Source organism: Klebsiella sp. C239, from assembly GCF_048822715.1.
GTDB classification, from domain to species: domain Bacteria; phylum Pseudomonadota; class Gammaproteobacteria; order Enterobacterales; family Enterobacteriaceae; genus Klebsiella; species Klebsiella quasipneumoniae.
Map to the genome: position 1 here is coordinate 432,099 of NZ_JBMEZK010000004.1, position 17,587 is coordinate 449,685.

A 17,587-nucleotide genomic window follows, 5' to 3' on the forward strand; every position below is an offset into this window, starting at 1 on the left:
TTTTGACCCGCCCCTCCCCCCTCAGATGAGAATCGACATCATTTGAATGCTAATGATTTCAAATGACAATCACTTTTGAGGTATATTGATAATGGTTATCACTTAAACCAATGAGAAGCCGGGTCCAGTGGCATCCCGTTTTCATCGCATCCGATCACGGTGCCACGCTTCTCCATTCGCTGCTTCGTTGAGTCGTGGTGCTGCTTACACAGTCCTTGCCAGTTCTTCCGGCTCCAGAAAAGTTTTTGCGCCTTCGCGATTGCCTGGCTGTCACCAGAGCGCAAAGCCTCTTTCAGTTTGTGCGGGATGATGTGGTCAACCACCGTTGCCGCTGTCACCCTGCCTTGCTCCTGGCACATGACGCATAAGGGATGCGCACGAATGAAGATAAGACGCTCACGGTCCCATTTGCTGCCGTAGATGCGGGGCTCTTTGTTCATGCTCTGGTCCTATTGCTTGGATGGGCGTACGATCCTCACCTGACCGAACAGCGTCTGTCGCTTAACCTCGCCGAGCTCGACAGTGAAATGACCATGACTATCGCGCACAGCGGCAATCACCTCACCTCTTTCATCGTCAGCAGAAAAAACGTGCTTTACCTCAACACCATTGAGATAAACCGTGATACGTTCGCGACCCGGTTCGATGTACTCGCCAGGATCGTCATCAAGAACTGTGATGTGCATATTGAATCCGTAAGTGATTAGTAATGCATTCGTGATACGCCGGTTGCGGCATGATCGGACAGGAACCGTTGCTGAAGCTCGCCCCAGTCCGCTTTTGCCATGGATTATTCCTATTTAACATGAGGGAGAAAAAGGAATTACTGATTCTCCATAAAATATTCACTTTTATGTTTTGGAATTAAGGCTCTTTAGTTCAGGAGTTATTATGAAAAGAATTATGCTTGCTGTTTTTGTGATCTGTGGTGCGCTGTCACTTTCAGGATGTATCCTTCCCCCTGGTCCCCATGGAGGCGGACATGGTGGAGATCACTTCCATGGTCCAGAGCATCGTTAACCGCCTGAGGGCTTTCATTTTACAAAGATGAAAAAGGCCGCAAAAATATGCGGCCTTTAGTTACTACCAGCTAGCGTACAAAGAATCTCTCAGGAGCCACCCGGGAGAGATTCATCTATACGGCTAACTGACCTCTGCCGTTCTGGTGTTGGCAGGCAGAGACGTTATGAGAGTAGTGAGTATTTCAAAATTCACCGGGATAAACAGACAATAATGTCAGTTACCCCGTGTAACTGGTAATTGGTGATTGATTGAACTGTCAGCTCAGACGATTTGTCTGATGGGCATTATCGCAGGCACTCTATGAATGCCTGCTGTAATGCCTTAGCTGACCTGCTCAGCGGCAGTATCAAACAGCGCCAGCGCTATTGCCTTACGGGTCTTCGAGACAATCTCACTTTCCGTGAAAACACGATCGAAAGAGTCAGCGAATAGCTCAGACTTCAGATAGCTGTCGCCTACCCAGTCAATGGCTAACTTCGCCGCTGCAGTGTCGTAATTCACTTTCTTGATAATATCCAGGCGGATTTGCTCAGATGCGGTGATCTCTGACATGTCTTACCTCTTTGATAAATAATACATACAGAAAGGCCCTGTATTAACAGGGCCTTTTATCGTCAAACTTTAGGGAACCAACGCTACAAGCCAGGTAAAGCAATGACACCCTGACTTTATACTAAAAAGTGACTCATATTAGAGCTTATGGTGATCATCCATAAAACCAGCCTGCGACACCAAGGAACATAGCTGACAGAAAACAACAAATTGCAGTTTTATGCATCAATACACCGTAAAAGGCGCAAGATATCACGACAAGAAGTACAATAAGGACAGGCCACATACTAAACAAAAGAATAGCATATGACTCTGAATTATTATAAATATTATTTTGCACTAGCATCATAATCCTTCTACGGTGTTTGAAAGCATTGCAATGATGCTAATTTTAAATTCCAACAGCGAATTTATAATAAATAGAAACCACCAAACCAACGAAAAATCACTTTTACCAAACAAAAATCATTATCAAGAAGATTCAACTACAACCCAAATATTCAACCCGTGTATATAACGCTGCACCGGAACACAAACAAATACACCTTCATTTAAACTTACTGACTTTATTATACTACCCGCAGGAGGAAAAACATCCCCACTCCCAGGCAACTTGTTAATTTGTTCAGTACCATATCGATAATACTCTGGAAGTTGTGGAAGTTTGCACTCAGTCATAATTAGCAGCTCATTTTATAAGAACTCAATGTAGCATACATGATGAACTAAAAAACCCACATTGCAAACAATATATTTCGTTAAAGTGAAAAACATTGCTTCGCGAGGAGATTTTTTTGTTCACAGCTTCTCTTACCCTCTAAATTCCCTAAGGTTTTACCTAATATCTTAATTTTGAAATGGTAGAAATATTATGAAAGTTACAGACGTACAATCCATGAAGCATACACTCGCTACGCTTGTTATATCCGAAATGTTATCTAAACTAACTTATGACTTTGCTCTGCCATGACAAAGTCCACTGTTCTACCCGTGAGCTCAGGGATGAGCCACTTCCTATAGTGTCAGACCATCCATTTTTTCTCAAAACCAGTAGAAAAACACCTCGAAATCTGACTAAACTCCGACATTGGCTGCCCCTGCAGCGCCCCGTCAATTTGTCGGATTTACTCCACGGGTTTTTTTATCACCTGAAGCTGCTGGGCAAAGGCTCCAAGAATCCAGCCCACCAGCGGTACACATTCCCGGCATCCAGAAGCAGGATACCTGAGAGATGTTATATCCTTCGAACATATGAGGAATGTATCGTAAGTAGTTCTATTCAAAGGTGAGTTCATCAAGCCTTAATGGTTTTCTTATAAAAGCCTTTTGGCATTCGATTATGAGTATCTGCCCCTCGCACAATGAGCAAAACACAGGAGAGGATTTACCGGAATCACCATTTCCACAGGTGAACTCCTAGTGCGCCCAACCGTGTTATCTCTGATAAATTACATAAAAGACCTTGCGTTTACTTACCCGTGGACCTCAAGGATGAAGCCATTTATTTAACTCAATGAGCAGAGGTAATGCTACGGCAGTTGGCTTGCACTGCTTTGTTGTGCGCCAGAATGTCGCGCTTGGTCTGCATATCCAGCACGTCGATATCGTGGTCGGTCAAGTAGATGACCCTCACCCAGTTGCACGCCGTATCAACGACTACCGGGGCGGGTGAAGTGCTCGCGCAGCTCCCGATCAACATTGTTATCAGGCATATGGCTAACAGTCTGCTGTACATCAATGGCCCCTTTCACAACTTCCGCCTTACGTTCTGCCGCGGCGACGGTGGCGGCGGCATTCTCTTCGGTACGCTGCAGATCGGCTTTGGCTTCTGCCTTACTGGTACCGCGAGCATGACCAATACCGAACGCGCCAGCTATAGCGCCCAGGATGACGACCACCAGCCCAGCAATAATTTCGAAGCTCACTGCTGCGGCTCCTTCAGTTCTTCGGCCTTAGCTTTCAATGCTGGCTGGCGTACGTATTGCGAAAGCACCGCCAGCACCACCAGCGCAGGGCTAATCAACGCAACAATGTTTGGAGGCAGAATGTTTTTGATATCCGGCGGCAGCATCGCCCAGGCGTGCAGCGCAGCATCCGGGAACGACTGCGCCCACATGCCAACCAGCGCACCGATAGCCCCCAGCTTTACAGACCACGTTTTCAGCAGCAGGCTGGCATGGCCTACGAACTCCAGCCGGGTATATTTGCGCAGCAGTAAGAGAACGAGCAAAGCCACCAGCACGAGCAAAGCGAAGATGATCATCTTCATAGCACGCGCTCCTTAACCCAGCCGTAGAGAAAATCCTCGTTGGCTTCGCGACCCTCCGCCAGTTCGAGGTATCTGGCGCCCTGGCTGCAGTTCAGCGCGCGTAACAGAACCTGTTCCCCCTCTTTCCCTCGGGCTGAAAGATATCCCTTAAGCGCAGTGATGGTTCGGGGGCCAATGGCGCCATCCGGGATCAGATCGGGATACAACTTCCCACGCATGTTAAGGGCAGTGAGCCAGCGCTGGAAAAACTTACTTGCAACCAATGGCCCCATGTTCACGCCAGTGTCGCAAAGCTCATCTGCCAGTAACGTAGATAAACTTGCCACCTGATCGAACCGGGGGCCGGTCCAGTAATCGCTGAGCAGAATTTGCTTTGCTGTTTCCCTGGGCAGGTTTCTCATATCACCGGTGTAACCATGTGCTCGAGCTGTGGTCTGAGTGATGCCCCAGCGGGTCGGCCCGCCTTTATCCGACGGATGATCGACATAACCACCCTCTTTGCCGAGGATCCCCTCGATAGTCTTGTCTGCTGTCATTGTGCTTTTACTCCGGTGATTCGTTCCCAGAAATACGTGAGCGCTACGGAACCCATAGCACCACTGATACCGGCAGTGGCCAATATCATGTAAATACTCAGGCCACCTTCAATGCTGATGAGCCCACCAATAACCCCGGTAAAAGCCGAAACCACAATCTGCGCAAAAGCATTTATCCAGCTCCATTTTGCTTTGCCCTGCTTTACATCCATCAGGAATCGGACAAGGCCGCCCCAACCAGCAATGATCAGCAGAGCCAGCCAGGTGATTCCGGCCATGCTCTCTTTGTCTTGCATATGCTTTGCCATAGGTTCACCTCCGGGTTAACGGGGTGCTGTGAGTTTGATAAGGATCAGGACCGGCGGGAGGAATACTCATCAATGGTGATTCCGGGTACCTGAAAGAAAAAAACCACCTGTGCGAGGTGGTTGGGAAATTCAATACGAGCTATGTATCAGTGGATAGTGTATGGTTGCGGACCATTCATCAGGAAATGTCATATGCAACAACGCAAAAACTCAAAAAACAATCGCAACTACCTCATCAAATGTACCTGCCCTAACTGCATCAACCAATCAGAACATAGTTACACCCGAGTCCAAAAAGGTTCTGCGCTGATGTGCCCCCACTGCAGTAAGATTTTCACTCAAGACAAACTCCCTCTAGCTTAGGCTTTACGTAATCATAGTATCGGTAAAGCATCCACTGCTGTGCCCGTCTTGATTAGAAAAGTGAGTCCGTTAGCTAAATTCCGCCAAGACTGGTATAGGCCTACAGACTGAACTTTTGACGTGCAGGGCCCCAGAAGACAGCAGGCCTACCGTAATGGAAGGCCATAAGGGGTTATGCTGCATGTGGGGTGCCAGATAACGACAGGTAATTCTTCGGTCAGTCATCATGGCTCGCTCTGAGGATTCACATCTTAGTGTTTACCCCTTCGCCAGCCAGATGAAGGTATAGCTTTTTTTGATTTTTCTTTTAGCTGGTTACGTGCAAAAAGAAGCCCGCTGAGAGAGGCGGGCTGAAGTTGGCATTTCAAGGAGCAACGGTAAGAGCGCGCCTGATTGTCCGAGCTACCGATTTACCAGGATGCATTTGTTTTTACCGTTACGTTCTTTAAACATAGAAGGGTAACTGTAAACAGTAAACCCAACATGAATCTTAAATATGTTTAGTGGCAGTGTGGTGCCGGGTGCCTCCCGGTGAGCATGCCCCAGTCGGCATGGCCCGCGCTGCATTTACAGGTTTCTGTAACTGACTGGTCGCCCCTCCGCATAGGGGGATTCACCACATCAATACGTTATGTTGCAAACGTAGCTAGCGTCAATACACTCTACATACATTGCTATCGAAGAGCGACTAATCACAGGCATAAAAAACCCGCATTTTATGCGGGTTTCTGACTTTGCAGCTTAGATTATCTGAATGCTGAATTCAGAGAAACTTCAGCATCCGGTTCGTGCGTAATTCTGTTTCTCAGATCCCGGCGAATAATCTCAATTGACCAGAACCACACCAGGTGACCAAATATTTCAGAAACGTTTTCATACCATGGAAGCTCAATCAACGGAGGGGTTAGGCCCATAAGCGGAAACGAAATCATATGGACAAACAGTTGTGCGAGTGCACCTGCAAGCAAACCTTGCCACAGCTTAATTTTTGGAAACACCTCGGCAACTACACAATACCCAACCGCGAACACGATGGAGAATATGATATGTGTTACGCCCACCCAGTTAAACACATGTCCGGCGAAGGTATAGACAGCCGCATTTGGATCGGCCAGCCCTAACCAATCACGCAGAAAAATATAAGGAGGGTTAAGGAAGTTTCTGGAGCAATCAATTTGCCCTGCAGCTCGAATTAATGACTCTGGTCCACAGGCACTGGTAAACATGTCGACAGGGCTACGCGGTGGTAGTGGTACTTCAGCACCCCATTTAACAAATGCTGAAACCACCCCAGAAATAAGCCCGATAAACAATGCAACGCCATAATGCCGTCTGCGAGGTTCGGTTCGCACAAAAATATCTTTTAACGCCATAAGACCATCACTTATAAAGAATATTTACAGTTCCTTAATATTCCTTAAGTTTGGCGCATGGCATTTTGATTCAGATCACACTTTATAGCCGATTTCAGGCATTTGTTTTCAAAAACACAAAACCCTGCAGTAGCAGGGTTTATATGAATGGTTTCGTTCAGGCGCTTTATTCCACGATTTAAAATATACACGACAAATTCGGACAAAATCAAGCATTGTGCGCTTAAAATGCAAAATAATGCGCCCATTTACTCAATCAGCTGTTGCTCGTTGAAACTCTTTATCTGCCCTCTCCTCTTCCTTCCAGCACAGGTCCACCAGCGCATCGCAGAAAGGTTTCCAGTTGCGTGTCCATGTTCTGATGTGCAGGTCTGGGATAAGCGTCAGAATCGCTTTATAAGCAGCCGTAGACGGCATCGTTGAAAAGCCATTCCCCGAACAGCGCTCACAGATTTTATAAACCGGTGCTCCCTGCTCTTTTGTCGCTTTGCGGTCCAGAACCCGGCCAGAACCACCACAGCGGCAGCGAGCATTTATTTTCCCCTTACCGTCACAGGCTTCACATTTAGCGCTTATGCTGGCTGTTACTTCAGTCCACTTATCCCAGTCGGAAGGACGGACAGCACGGGATTTTTTAGCCCAATATGGTGCTTTGCCCCACGGATTAGAAACTTTGCGTTCCGTGGTAGTGGTTTTAATCTTTCCGTTGCCATTGCATACCCGGCAGGCACCCGTTGTTTCCGCGGACCGGGAATACTCCGCAAAAGCAAACTGCGCTAAAATCAGGCAGCAGCGCCCCAGCTCTTTACCCGCTGTTTTGCGTACGTTCTTCGGTGCGGTTTCAATCACATACCGCGCTAGCGCCTGGACGGCCAACTGCTCATCTGTCTTGCTGATGCCAGTCTTTCCAAAGAACGCTGCCAGTCCGAATCTTGCCCTGCTGCTTGTCACCCCAATACCAGCCATAACATCCGTACCGTTGAGACGGTCAGGTGATGTGCTTTTCACATCGTCGCTGATGTGCATACCCTGAGGGCTGAAATGTTTTAAGGATGCTTCAAGTTTCATGCTTTCAGTAACCCCTCTTTTTTCCATATAGCCAAAGTTCTGAGCACGCCTTCGGCATGCATCAGGCGCAGTTCGTCGCGGGTGAAATCGGTGGTTTTCTTTCTGCCATCAATGAGGTCGTGGCAAGCACTGCAGGCAATCGCTCCCTGGGTATCGTCCGGCTTGCATCCAGTTCCGCAGGTACCCGCCAGGCGGTAATGCGCCAGTACGCTGGTTTCCGGATTGCCATTGCAATACCCGGGGATCCGTACTGTGCATTCGTGGCCTCGGGCCGCTTTGCGAAGATTCGCCATACTCACCCCCACATCCTGTTGCGCCAGCGAGAGTCTGGCCGCGGCGGATATTTGTCCTCCACCAGCTGCGCGCTGACGGTCCATGTCATAAAGTCAGGGTTTAAGCTTCGTTCGACCTTTACGCCCCGCTGACGATATCTCGCTACCAATTCTTCGGCCTGCTGCGTTGTGCATTCGAGATGGTGAAACCATGAGTGTTTCATCGGCATCACCCCGCGAAGCTTAAAAGCTGGTTTGCGGCGTTCTCGGCGTCCTGCAGACTGTTGAACGAACGAGAGAGGATCCATCGCCAGAGAACATCGAGCGATGCTTTGTACAATTCCTGGAACTCGCATTCGTCCATGCTTGCGAAAGAAATGCTGCGAGGGTGTTTTTTCAGCGTGCCGTCCGGCAGCTGTATGGCGTCATAGTGGCCGGCTTCAACGATGACCCACGCCCGGTAAGCATCGAAAGATTTGCAAATACTGATATAGCCGGATCGCTTCTCGGCTATTCGGTCGAGATATTGCCCGGCGGCATCAAGTAACGCCGATTCACTCCCGCCATATGCAGCAAGGTATTTGGCGTAGCCATTGATAAGCCTGCGCTCATTAGACGAAATCGCCCCGCCGGTAGGCTCCCAATATTCAAAACCGAGATTGAGTAAAGCAAAGTAACGGCGGTGAAACGCCGGATTGCGGACAAGCTTAAAGTCGGCCTCCAGAACGGCGCCGAGCTTGCATTTTGATTGTAGAAATTCGCTGGTCTCCTGCGTGGCAGGGATCAGTAAACCTTGTGACTGCTTTATTAAGTGCAATTGCGCCATGGTTTCTCTCCGTGGCGCAGTAGGTCAACGGTTGTTCAGGCCGTTGATTTCATATTATCAGAAGGCGGGATAACCCGGTAGCCGAGGCGATGAAGAAAACTGGTCATTGCGTTGAGATTAAATACTCCCTCGTCCTCAAGCAGTGGTCGCATAGAAGTAACACCATTTGCCGTGTATACCAGAACCCGGCCTGCTGCCCTGATGCTGCCAACAACTTCACCTGTAGAACGTTTAACCAGATCGTAGTACTCATTACTCTCATTGCGCATCCCTACCTCCCGGAAGCAAACCATATACTGTGTTTTTATACAGTATAAATTAATGTTAAATCACTTACATGTGAAAATTTCACGGTAGCGGAAGATATGATGGCAGATGAAGATCGTCCTACAAGCCCCTATTTTCAAAGGAGATAATCAAAATCGAAACTTTGGTGCATTTGTTTATTTTTACCGGTTGGCGGAGGTAAAAGCTTTGCACGTTGGCCAAAGGCATATTTTGTGTGTTGTACAAGTCCCTATTTGATCAATGCAGTGATGAAATAGCAAAATATGATATTTAGTTAAAATAACCGAAGATTTTGCAGCATTAAAACCCAAATTATTTGGAAATATCCATATGACATATTGCTCCGCCCTTCAGACAAAAGATGAGTAATGGTTAATGACAAGGAACAAGTGTTAATAAACACCGGTGCAGGTTTGGATAATTAGGTGGAACTTCTGATGTTCTGTCTGGCCTCCTCCTGATAGTGTGCACCAGGACGAAAGTGCCCCCTTATCGCAGGTAAGGTGGAAGTGGAACTTAAGAAATCGTCGTGGTAGTTGTTTGTTGTCGCACGCGTCACTTCCTGAAAGCTAAACTGCTGCATGCAGAGCGCACAGGTCACCGGAATTGCTCAGGCTCCGATAGCATGTGCCATACTCTCAAAATCAATCATTTATCTCAGAGCCAATTGGAAAAGTTACAGGAGTTGATACTTCGCAAGAGTAGCTTTAACCTCCTTGCGCAAACCATCTGAATCCAACTCGCTCTCTCTTCTCACGGAATCCGATGTATAACACTCAGCAAGAATAAAAAGTTCAGCCGCACACTCTCCAATATCCTTACTGTCTTTTGTAAGCTGACCAGTTATCCCTTCATTTCGCCACATATTGAAAAAATGGGTTTCGAATTCGTCTGCAGAAATTTGTAAGAACACTAGTTTCCTTGCAAGTTTTATCAAATTCATACTCATTACAGAACTCCTTTTTCAATATTGTTAACGTCATGTGGCCAGTCTTGTATCAAATGCCAGTCCGAATATAATCGTCGTTCTTATCTCATACAACCTAATGGTCAGTTATCGGATTATAATACACCCTTAAGCGTTTTTCTCATAGGTAAGTGTCCTTACGATGGTGTTTTTCGGCTAAATGAGCTTCAGTTGCCCACTCGAGTGTGGGAATAAATCAGGGAAATACTGGTGGGGTTATTGGGGTGGCACAGCGTTATGACAGCCCGCAGCTAATATTCCAGTGGCATATTTTATGTCGAGGCTATCCTGCTTAGTAGTAATTCTGACGAGCAATGCGAATCAACAGCTAAATAATCCCGCCAAAGCGGGATTAGGCTTGAATATCCTCTCGAGATAATGTTGGTATTATTGAATAAATACCACATCTCAATTGACACTAGTGAAAAGTTGAAAAATCGGTATCGAGATTCAACGTCTTCGCAGTTTTTTCTAAATCAGCTTGATTAAAGAAGAATTGTTTAGATGGATTTGAGTTTGCAAAATATCTTACAACGATACCAGAATTGTCAGGAACACTTTTTCCATCCTTGACGTTATACCCGAGATGTTGGAGAAGTGCTAACGAACCTTCAGTCCCTTTACTATTCCCAGAGTCGCCGACTATTGCAAATACAGTCTTGTTAGTCTTAACAGAGTGAACCACACAAAAGTCACCATATTTAACCCCCTTAGCCGCCGCACTAGAGGCTAAGACTGTATAATTTATTTTGGCAGCATTTACATACTTCCGAGGGTCTGAATCATTTTTATTTTTAACATCGACATACCTGGTTACTGAAATGTAAAATCCAGGCGCAGGATCTTTTTCCCCTTGGATAAATGGATTGCCATTTTTATCAATTAGATAACCGACAACAGTTCTCGAATCCTTATGGTTAGCATCCTCTTTGTAGTCAAGAGCCTTTTTGTTGTCTGGCCCATAAGCGTTTGGAGCCCCATCAACATCTACAGTCATAGAAACAACAATTTCCTTATCTGCTTTTCTGCTCAACACATTTTTTTGTTCTGATTTATTTTCTATTGAAGACGTTGTTGACTCTGCGTGTGAAGATTTTGGTGTTACTGCCTGAAAGATTATGCAACTTACAAATAAAACATTTGCGATCAATGTTTTTTTCATTTTATAGCCCCAATAAAAATGTAAAAACAAACTGTATGTAGTGCCAGGCCAAAATCATTAAATTGCAAACTAACTAATCTGCACAGATTTTTTGCCCAACCAACTCAGATCTTAGTGTTAGAAATGCATTAAATCTATGCAAAAGTGTGAAGTCCCTCAAACAGCAAGTAATAAGGTTTACAGCGATTGAGATTAAGTCAAAGTCGATTTATCCTCCCCTACTTTTCTTAGGAATGCGAGTCACCGTAAATCCTCCCCAATAACCAAGAATACTAAACACTGTGACTTTAGTTCGCTCTTGTTATGAGTTTCACGCAATCTAAATGATTGTTTGTAATCACACAGCACTATGAAATCAAATAAAAGCCGAGCTAAAACCCGGCCTTGACTAAGATGCGAACCAACTAAACAATTGGCGGTAGTATATGAAATAGTTCTTGAATTACCTGCACAAGGTTAGTTACTGCCTCGATCAGGGTAGTCGCGAACTGTATATAATGAAGAACATTTACCATATCCACTTACCTTATAAAAGAAGTTACGGGTAGTGGAGGAGAGCCCGTTGCTGCCCTTTAAATCTTCCTCAAGCAACGGCTATCTGCACGCCAAGTAAAGAAAGCACCCCTCCGCGAAGGTATCTGAAACAGCTCCACCCGTTTCAGATAAGGACTATGAATAATCTAGCCCGTCTTGAATGCAAAATCACGCAAGTAATGCGTTGCTCACGACTGATTTCAATGACATATCAATAATATTTTTCATCTCAAATCTTCTAAGACATGAAATATTCCATTGAAAAGAGAGAAATTCCGACCTATCATTTTTGGGCCAAGTAAAGAAAACATCTCTCTCACAGCCAGACTTCCAATCTGCTGTGAGTACCAAAACCCGGCACTAATTGCCGGGTTTTATATTCTTTTCAAGTGCTTATGCGGCCTCCCTCGCCCTACACATCTCGGGCAAGTTAGCTCTCACCAGAGCCTCAGCAAACGGAGGTGGGACGGTATTGCCGCAGCGTGCATCCAGAAATAAAAAAACCCGCTAGAGCGGGTTGTATGTCGATCTCTCAGTTCTGGACTGTTATGGCTTCGTCGGTTGGCCTAACGTTGCTTTTGGTGTATCTGCACCTTTCGCAGCCTCTGCCTCGGGCAGTGGTGACGAATTCACATAGTTCCACATCCGCTGGAACAAGTTCCCCGTAAGGTGATCTCTTTCACTTTTAGGTGCAGCTGCCATGCTTAGTAGCCAGACAGCGAGAATAAGAAGGATTGTCGCCCACACACCAGAAAAACCAGATACAGTGAATTCCTTCAACCATTCCCATTTGGTTTGTTTTTCTGCAACGTTTTGTTTTATTTTTTTATGATATTCCTCGACTGCCTTTTTGCCTTCTTTGGTAAGAGACTTTTTATATTCGGCATTAATGGCAGTTATTTGCTCGGCTGCTTTTTGTTGCGTCTCAGCAGCAATATCGTTAACAAGCGTAAAAATGAGAGAAGCTGCCCGTTCATGGCAGCTCTGCTGCAGCCGAGGTGTCGTAGCTACAGAATCATGATAATCATCTAGTTTGGCTTGAATCTCTGCCTCACTCTTTCCCTGAGCTCGGTAACCAATGGCTACGCCGTCCTTATCAGCCTTATAAATCGCATAGGCGATAAGCTGGCTTAGGTCGTTCGAATCCTTAACTAACTCAGAAAACACCCATTTTTTATTGTGTGTCATATCCCACCAAACATAAAAGCGCCCCCTAATAAGGTGGCGCTTCAAATAACTTAAATTTTAGGCTTTAACTTTCTTGAAGGCCTGGTTAAACATATCTACTGCCTGTTTGGATGAATAACCAGTAGATACTTGCGACAAAACGCTTCCGGCAAGAACTTTTGCTTGGTTCCTCGCCTTTGATGTTGCTTTTCGCCCTGCAACTTCTTTATAAACGCCTTTAAGTGATGCAGCTTGAGCTTTGGCGCTGGGTGCAAGAACAACACCAGTTTTCCGACTATCATGTACGGTAACAATCTGCTTTGTTGCAACCTCAGCAGTCGAATTTTTAGCAATTCGCTCAATGTCATTGCTTGTGAAAACCAGCCTGTAACTTGTGTTTTTACTCATTTGTCACCCACCTTTCTTGTGGCGGAACTATAGCATGCGATCAATACAAATCTAACAAATTTGATAGTATTGTAGACCTCTTGGAGCAGAACTTCACTTAACGACGCGCAAATGGCGCACGTTTTTGCGATAGCTGTCCCATTCAAAATTCACCCACATACCGCCGTCCATCTGGAGACGGTCAAGGATCCGCATGCCCAGTGTTTCCTTCAGCGATTCATAGTTCAGGTTGGTTAGGATGCCGACAGGTCGCATGGAGGACAGCCGGCGATCGATAACCTGATTCAGGATGACTTTTTCACCGCTGCTTCCGCGCTGAATACCCACCTCATCCAGAATAAGCAGGTCCACATGGCATAAATCATCCAGCAATGACGCCTCTGACTGCCCTCCGTCATAACATTCCCGAACACGCAGCATGAGATCCGGAATGGTTACCACCAGCACAGAGCGGCCACCAGCCAGCAGGTGATTTCCGATTGCCGCCGCCAGATGGTTTTTCCCGGTGCCCGGCGCTCCGCTGAATACGAAACTCGCAAACCCAGAACCGAAATGCTGCGCGTAACTTTTCGCCATCGAGAGCGCCCGACGCTGGCCATCCGACTTAACCTGATAGTTAGCGAATGTGCAGCCGCGGTGCAGATCCTGAATTCCAGCACGTCCAAAGATTTTCTCTGCACGTGCTCGCTGGTTTTGTTTATCCAGTTCCTCGCAACACTTTCGCCCCTCCTCGGCTTGCCAGGTACGCCATTCATCAACGCTGTAGAATTTTGGCTGAACATTAGGGGGAATGAGTTTTTTCAGTCGTTCCAGTGCATTCCCGATACCAATCATGTTTTTCATCGCTACCCCCTGAACCCAGATGGGATGGTTTTGTCAGGTTCCGAAATCTGATTGGGATCTCGTGCTCCTGGCGCCTGCTGAATCGCCCACGGTTCGCTGAAATGCATACCGGGACCAAAAAACGTTTTCGCCTGTTTCACGTACTGCGTGTTCAGGATCCCCTCGGCTTTAACGAAAGCCGCGTAACGCTCCACACCTGCGAGGATTTCCGCCGTAGTGGTTCCATCCCTGATTCGGGCATTCCAGGCTTTGAAGGCATCGGATTTGCTGTTACCCCCTGCCCGCTTGGGATAAACCGACCAGACCTGCTCGAACTCATTCGGGTAAATTTTTTGGGGATCAGGTTTATCGCCTTCGTCCTGGTTCTGAACGTCTGGGGGTGTGGCGAAGCCATGCCCCGAACTATCTTCTTCCTGATCCTGTTCCTGCTCCTGATCCTGTTCCTGGTTAAGGAACGGTTCGAGAACCCTTTCGGAACCCTTTAGTTTTGCGATACCAATGTGGGATATTGCCGAGGCTAAAACCCGCGCCAGCTCTGGCTTCACCGTAGATTTGTCCGGGACCTGATCAAACAAACGAAGTGCTGCAATTCCCTGGTTTGGGTTTTCAACTGAATTCCAGGTCAGAAAGTTACGAATTAGCACCCATTTCGATGACGAATCGCGCGTTGCGAAACCGTTAGCCGATAGCTCATCAAACCCTTTCGAAACCCTTTCAGGAGTCCAGGCTAAGTCTTCCGAAACATATCCATCAGGCAGCCGGAAACACCCAATCATGTTCGTGTGTTGCCCGGTGAGCAGGTACAGCGCCAGCAACCTGGCATCATCCGATACCCGGCGCATTCCATCGCTTATCCAAAATGATGTATGCACCTTGCCGTAATCACGCATAGAGACCCCGTCGTTCCTTAAACTGGTGTGTTTTCATCACCAAGCACCCACCGCAAAGCCGCTGCGTATTCGCCGCTGGCGGTTTGAAGTTGCTGGGTGATTTCCTTACGGGATTTGAGACGAGGCTTTGTGTCGCCGAGGACAGCGCGCTGGCGGCGAGCTTTCTCGTGGCCAGTTACACCCTCTGCAGCTGCCTCTAACTGTTTGACCGTTTCCCGTTGCTTTTCCGGTGGCATATCGACCAGCTGACGAGCTTGAGTGACAGTGACTTTTCCAGCCTCAACCGCTGCCTGGACGGCCTGCGTAGCATCCAGTAGAGCCACGGTTGCCTGGACCGTTTTTACGCTGCAGCCAAAAAGCAGGGCAATGTCATTTTCGTCATGACCGTATTCCATTTGCTGAACCATTTTTTTGGCCCGGCCCAGTGGGGTATCTGGTTGCGTTATCTCGTTTTCGCTGACCATGTATTTGGCCATTTGAATGGCTGAACCGCGCTTAGCTATACCGGGTACCGGCCAGGGTTCCAGCCCTGCCCGCTTTCTCCTGGCGTTTGCTTCCTTAGCGTTCTTTACGCGCTGTCGACCTGCCACCACGCAGGTTTTCCCTGTCTCTGGGTCCTTCCACACGATAATCGGTTCGAGTACCCCAAGTTCCATGATGTTGAGGATCACAGCTTCATTAAGCGGTAGGTGTACTCGTTCGTCGTAAAGCGGGTGTGTTGTATCGGTGACCAGATGCAAACTTTCCGGTTCGAAAAAAAGAACATTGCTTTTGCCGCTGGCGCCGTATGCGTCGATAGAATTTTTAGCCATGGGCGCCCCCGTTATTGATATTCAGTTGGTGAGTGTTCATAATTTCCCCTGTGAATTGATCCAGTTAATTCGCAACGAAAGCCGTAGGTGTTGCAGCACCGCGGCTTTCACCTTTTTTGATATTCCCCATTACAGAGCTCCCAGCATTGAAGTGACAATGGCCATCAGTGGCGCTGTTAACTCCGGGTCTATGCGGAACATCTCGACTATTCCCTCGCTCAGTTCTTTCAGCTTCTGATGGCGTGGTGCCCCCATAGCAACGGCAACCTTCGCTTCGCTGGTTTCTTTTTCCAGACGAGCCAGACGGGACATAAAATTGTCTTCGGGCATCAGGCGATAGCGAAACTCCAGCGGAAGAACGGCCATGATCGCCGGTGTAAGAAGGCGAACATACTCGCGATAGCGCTCAGACTCGGCCGGGTTGTCCAGGTAGCGAAAAAGCTTCTGTCGGGCACGGCTGATGTCATCAGGAAACGCGATCTCCTCGCCGCCCTGCTGTCGCCATTCCTCGACGATGTACGCAGATACAACATCCTGCCCAGCAGCTGCAGCCCAAGCGCGAACGGCTGAGCGAATGTTGTCGTGCTCTGTCACTATCGGCTGATTTCGCTTTATCAAAGCGCCGGTCTTGAATCCGGTATTTTGTTGAAAGGGAAGTGTTTGCATGTTCAGCCTTCCTGTTTCGGCAGGCCGTCAGTTGGGTTTGGATAGAGATCGGGGCGCAATTCGTGGGGAGTAACGCCTGTAGCCTGAAAAATAGAGGAAATACGCCCCTGAGGCACAAGCCCTCCACAACGTTTTTTCCAATGACTAATTGTCATTGAGGATACGTCCAATTTTTCAGCCAACTTTTTTGCGTTACCGGCATTTTTTATGGCTTTCTCTAATGCATTCATAAGTGACTCCCTATAAGTTACGAGTAAAATTAAACATTATGTTTATTTTAATGTCAACTTTATGAATGTTGTTGGCGTAAACATTTAGTTTAAAATCGTGATATATGAGAAAAAATACGCACCAAGCAGATAACCCGCAGGTTCAGCGGCTTAACGAAATCATTGAGAAGAAGCGCATATCTAAAGCGGATATCGCGAGGATTTGCGGTGTGAGCTCTCAGTCTGTTAACAACTGGTTTGTGCGCGGTGCCATAGGAAAAAGCTCCGCCATCAAACTTGCCGATGCGCTTGGTGTCAGCCTTGAGTGGGTTTTAGGCCAAGATGTGGGCTCTAAAGACGGGTTGAGACCTGACGAACGAAGGTTGCTTGAGCTTTACAACCAACTGCCAAACGAAGAAGAACAACAGAACATGTTGCGAGTCGTGTCACTGCGCCTAAAGGAGCTTGATGAACTGTACGCGAAGTACATGGGGCGGCGGATTAAGGGTGATACGGAGTAACTAATATATACAAAGAAGATCTGTAGCAACCAATAAAAACTATAAATCTATCAATGCCTAATTGGTTATAAGGTTTAACGTTGACTATACCAACTATCTCTCTGTGGAATGATATGGGGGTAATCCCCCCTATGGATGAGGCAGACCCTACTAGCCATGCGCGCTCGCCATACAAAATGGATATAGTGCGTTTTGTAAGTATGTTTGCGCTTAGCCCAGCAAGAATGAAGATACTCAAAGGATTTCTTGATTTTCGTATGTCGTTAAGCCAAGCGGGGTTAGTTGAGGGTTTTCAGTGGGTTGATGGCAGCTTCACAGAAAACATTGAGCTAATTGAGAGAAGATCTCCAAATGATGTTGATGTTGTTACTTTTTTTCAATTCAGCGCTGGTGATGATGATGCGACGGTAATTGGTAGAAATCCTGAACTGTTTAACCATGATCTTGTTAAAACTAAATATTTAGTTGATTCGTACTATCATGGGCTTAATGCTCCAAGCCATGAGCTTGTTGAAATTACTGTATATTGG

The 17,587-nt window shown here is 47.0% G+C and carries 26 protein-coding genes; 3 read left to right on the forward strand and 23 right to left on the reverse strand.

Going from position 1 to position 17,587, the window contains the following annotated elements; translation table 11 throughout:
• Positions 1 to 98: 98 nt before the first annotated feature.
• The 8 genes from ACOI6Z_RS14345 to ACOI6Z_RS14380 form a co-directional block, all read right to left on the reverse strand.
• The gene (locus ACOI6Z_RS14345; protein ID WP_040241924.1) at positions 99 to 440 is read right to left on the reverse strand and encodes an HNH endonuclease; all 342 of its coding nucleotides are present in this window, start codon (positions 438 to 440) and stop codon (positions 99 to 101) included.
• Between the two features lie 9 nt (positions 441 to 449).
• Positions 450 to 686, reverse strand: coding sequence for a hypothetical protein (locus tag ACOI6Z_RS14350; protein WP_420687424.1), 237 nt, complete (start codon positions 684 to 686; stop codon positions 450 to 452).
• Positions 687 to 1,344: 658 nt separating this feature from the next.
• A complete protein-coding gene (locus ACOI6Z_RS14355) occupies positions 1,345 to 1,575 on the reverse strand; it encodes a DUF2560 family protein (RefSeq protein WP_420687425.1) in 231 nt (76 codons plus the stop codon).
• A 1,510-nt stretch (positions 1,576 to 3,085) separates the two neighbouring features.
• A complete protein-coding gene (locus tag ACOI6Z_RS14360) occupies positions 3,086 to 3,274 on the reverse strand; it encodes a hypothetical protein (protein WP_071787613.1) in 189 nt (62 codons plus the stop codon).
• Positions 3,225 to 3,500, reverse strand: a complete 276-nt coding sequence (locus ACOI6Z_RS14365) for a hypothetical protein (protein ID WP_004206697.1) — start codon at positions 3,498 to 3,500, stop codon at positions 3,225 to 3,227. The genes ACOI6Z_RS14360 and ACOI6Z_RS14365 overlap by 50 nt, the downstream gene beginning before the upstream one ends.
• Positions 3,497 to 3,844, reverse strand: a complete 348-nt coding sequence (locus ACOI6Z_RS14370) for a hypothetical protein (protein WP_040146383.1) — start codon at positions 3,842 to 3,844, stop codon at positions 3,497 to 3,499. Before ACOI6Z_RS14370 ends, ACOI6Z_RS14365 begins: the two co-directional genes overlap by 4 nt.
• Positions 3,841 to 4,380, reverse strand: a complete 540-nt coding sequence (locus ACOI6Z_RS14375; RefSeq protein WP_040146384.1) for a glycoside hydrolase family 108 protein — start codon at positions 4,378 to 4,380, stop codon at positions 3,841 to 3,843. Before ACOI6Z_RS14375 ends, ACOI6Z_RS14370 begins: the two co-directional genes overlap by 4 nt.
• Positions 4,377 to 4,676 carry a phage holin family protein gene (locus ACOI6Z_RS14380; protein ID WP_024176410.1) on the reverse strand — a complete coding sequence of 100 codons (300 nt, stop codon included), beginning with the start codon at positions 4,674 to 4,676 and terminating at the stop codon, positions 4,377 to 4,379. The genes ACOI6Z_RS14375 and ACOI6Z_RS14380 overlap by 4 nt, the downstream gene beginning before the upstream one ends.
• 204 nt (positions 4,677 to 4,880) lie before the next feature.
• Here ACOI6Z_RS14380 and ACOI6Z_RS14385 point away from each other — a divergent pair, with 204 nt between their 5' ends.
• Positions 4,881 to 5,051, forward strand: a complete 171-nt coding sequence (locus ACOI6Z_RS14385; RefSeq protein ID WP_004184492.1) for a YnfU family zinc-binding protein — start codon at positions 4,881 to 4,883, stop codon at positions 5,049 to 5,051.
• Between the two features lie 746 nt (positions 5,052 to 5,797).
• On the opposite strand, the gene ACOI6Z_RS14390 is transcribed toward ACOI6Z_RS14385, so the two are convergent.
• The 15 genes from ACOI6Z_RS14390 to ACOI6Z_RS14460 form a co-directional block, all read right to left on the reverse strand.
• Entirely contained in the window at positions 5,798 to 6,424 is a 627-nt protein-coding gene (locus ACOI6Z_RS14390) for a YagU family protein (protein ID WP_012967891.1), read from the reverse strand.
• Between the two features lie 252 nt (positions 6,425 to 6,676).
• A complete protein-coding gene (locus tag ACOI6Z_RS14395; protein WP_420687426.1) occupies positions 6,677 to 7,492 on the reverse strand; it encodes an antitermination protein in 816 nt (271 codons plus the stop codon).
• Positions 7,489 to 7,785 (reverse strand): DUF1364 domain-containing protein, encoded by a 297-nt coding sequence (locus ACOI6Z_RS14400; protein ID WP_374026560.1) that lies wholly within the window; start codon positions 7,783 to 7,785, stop codon positions 7,489 to 7,491. The genes ACOI6Z_RS14395 and ACOI6Z_RS14400 overlap by 4 nt, the downstream gene beginning before the upstream one ends.
• 2 nt (positions 7,786 to 7,787) lie before the next feature.
• On the reverse strand, positions 7,788 to 7,994 hold the full coding sequence (locus ACOI6Z_RS14405; protein WP_141445481.1) for a hypothetical protein: 207 nt from the start codon (positions 7,992 to 7,994) through the stop codon (positions 7,788 to 7,790).
• Positions 7,994 to 8,590, reverse strand: coding sequence for a DUF1367 family protein (locus tag ACOI6Z_RS14410; protein ID WP_420687427.1), 597 nt, complete (start codon positions 8,588 to 8,590; stop codon positions 7,994 to 7,996). The genes ACOI6Z_RS14405 and ACOI6Z_RS14410 overlap by 1 nt, the downstream gene beginning before the upstream one ends.
• 35 nt (positions 8,591 to 8,625) lie before the next feature.
• Positions 8,626 to 8,859 carry a hypothetical protein gene (locus ACOI6Z_RS14415; RefSeq protein ID WP_023304767.1) on the reverse strand — a complete coding sequence of 78 codons (234 nt, stop codon included), beginning with the start codon at positions 8,857 to 8,859 and terminating at the stop codon, positions 8,626 to 8,628.
• Between the two features lie 695 nt (positions 8,860 to 9,554).
• Positions 9,555 to 9,827, reverse strand: a complete 273-nt coding sequence (locus ACOI6Z_RS14420) for a colicin immunity domain-containing protein (protein WP_194429377.1) — start codon at positions 9,825 to 9,827, stop codon at positions 9,555 to 9,557.
• Positions 9,828 to 10,263: 436 nt separating this feature from the next.
• On the reverse strand, positions 10,264 to 11,007 hold the full coding sequence (locus ACOI6Z_RS14425; RefSeq protein ID WP_420687428.1) for a hypothetical protein: 744 nt from the start codon (positions 11,005 to 11,007) through the stop codon (positions 10,264 to 10,266).
• Between the two features lie 1,080 nt (positions 11,008 to 12,087).
• Positions 12,088 to 12,729: a hypothetical protein gene (locus ACOI6Z_RS14430; RefSeq protein WP_155960931.1), complete on the reverse strand. Its 642-nt coding sequence runs from the start codon at positions 12,727 to 12,729 to the stop codon at positions 12,088 to 12,090.
• Positions 12,730 to 12,786: 57 nt separating this feature from the next.
• The gene (locus tag ACOI6Z_RS14435; protein ID WP_194429379.1) at positions 12,787 to 13,116 is read right to left on the reverse strand and encodes a hypothetical protein; all 330 of its coding nucleotides are present in this window, start codon (positions 13,114 to 13,116) and stop codon (positions 12,787 to 12,789) included.
• A gap of 93 nt (positions 13,117 to 13,209) precedes the next feature.
• Complete coding sequence (locus ACOI6Z_RS14440; RefSeq protein WP_420687429.1) at positions 13,210 to 13,959, reverse strand: ATP-binding protein; 750 nt, start codon at positions 13,957 to 13,959, stop codon at positions 13,210 to 13,212.
• Between the two features lie 2 nt (positions 13,960 to 13,961).
• Positions 13,962 to 14,849, reverse strand: coding sequence for a hypothetical protein (locus tag ACOI6Z_RS14445; RefSeq protein WP_181946214.1), 888 nt, complete (start codon positions 14,847 to 14,849; stop codon positions 13,962 to 13,964).
• A 17-nt stretch (positions 14,850 to 14,866) separates the two neighbouring features.
• A complete protein-coding gene (locus ACOI6Z_RS14450; protein ID WP_102009360.1) occupies positions 14,867 to 15,661 on the reverse strand; it encodes a ParB/RepB/Spo0J family partition protein in 795 nt (264 codons plus the stop codon).
• A 129-nt stretch (positions 15,662 to 15,790) separates the two neighbouring features.
• Positions 15,791 to 16,327 carry a toxin YdaT domain-containing protein gene (locus tag ACOI6Z_RS14455; protein WP_129550471.1) on the reverse strand — a complete coding sequence of 179 codons (537 nt, stop codon included), beginning with the start codon at positions 16,325 to 16,327 and terminating at the stop codon, positions 15,791 to 15,793.
• Positions 16,328 to 16,329: 2 nt separating this feature from the next.
• Complete coding sequence (locus tag ACOI6Z_RS14460; RefSeq protein WP_071582752.1) at positions 16,330 to 16,557, reverse strand: transcriptional regulator; 228 nt, start codon at positions 16,555 to 16,557, stop codon at positions 16,330 to 16,332.
• 104 nt (positions 16,558 to 16,661) lie between these two features.
• On the opposite strand from ACOI6Z_RS14460, the gene ACOI6Z_RS14465 reads away from it, so the two are divergent.
• Positions 16,662 to 17,057, forward strand: a complete 396-nt coding sequence (locus ACOI6Z_RS14465) for a helix-turn-helix domain-containing protein (RefSeq protein ID WP_117028933.1) — start codon at positions 16,662 to 16,664, stop codon at positions 17,055 to 17,057.
• Between the two features lie 113 nt (positions 17,058 to 17,170).
• Positions 17,171 to 17,587, forward strand: a 417-nt coding sequence (locus ACOI6Z_RS14470; RefSeq protein WP_420687432.1) for a DUF6932 family protein, incomplete at its 3' end; no start/stop codon positions are given.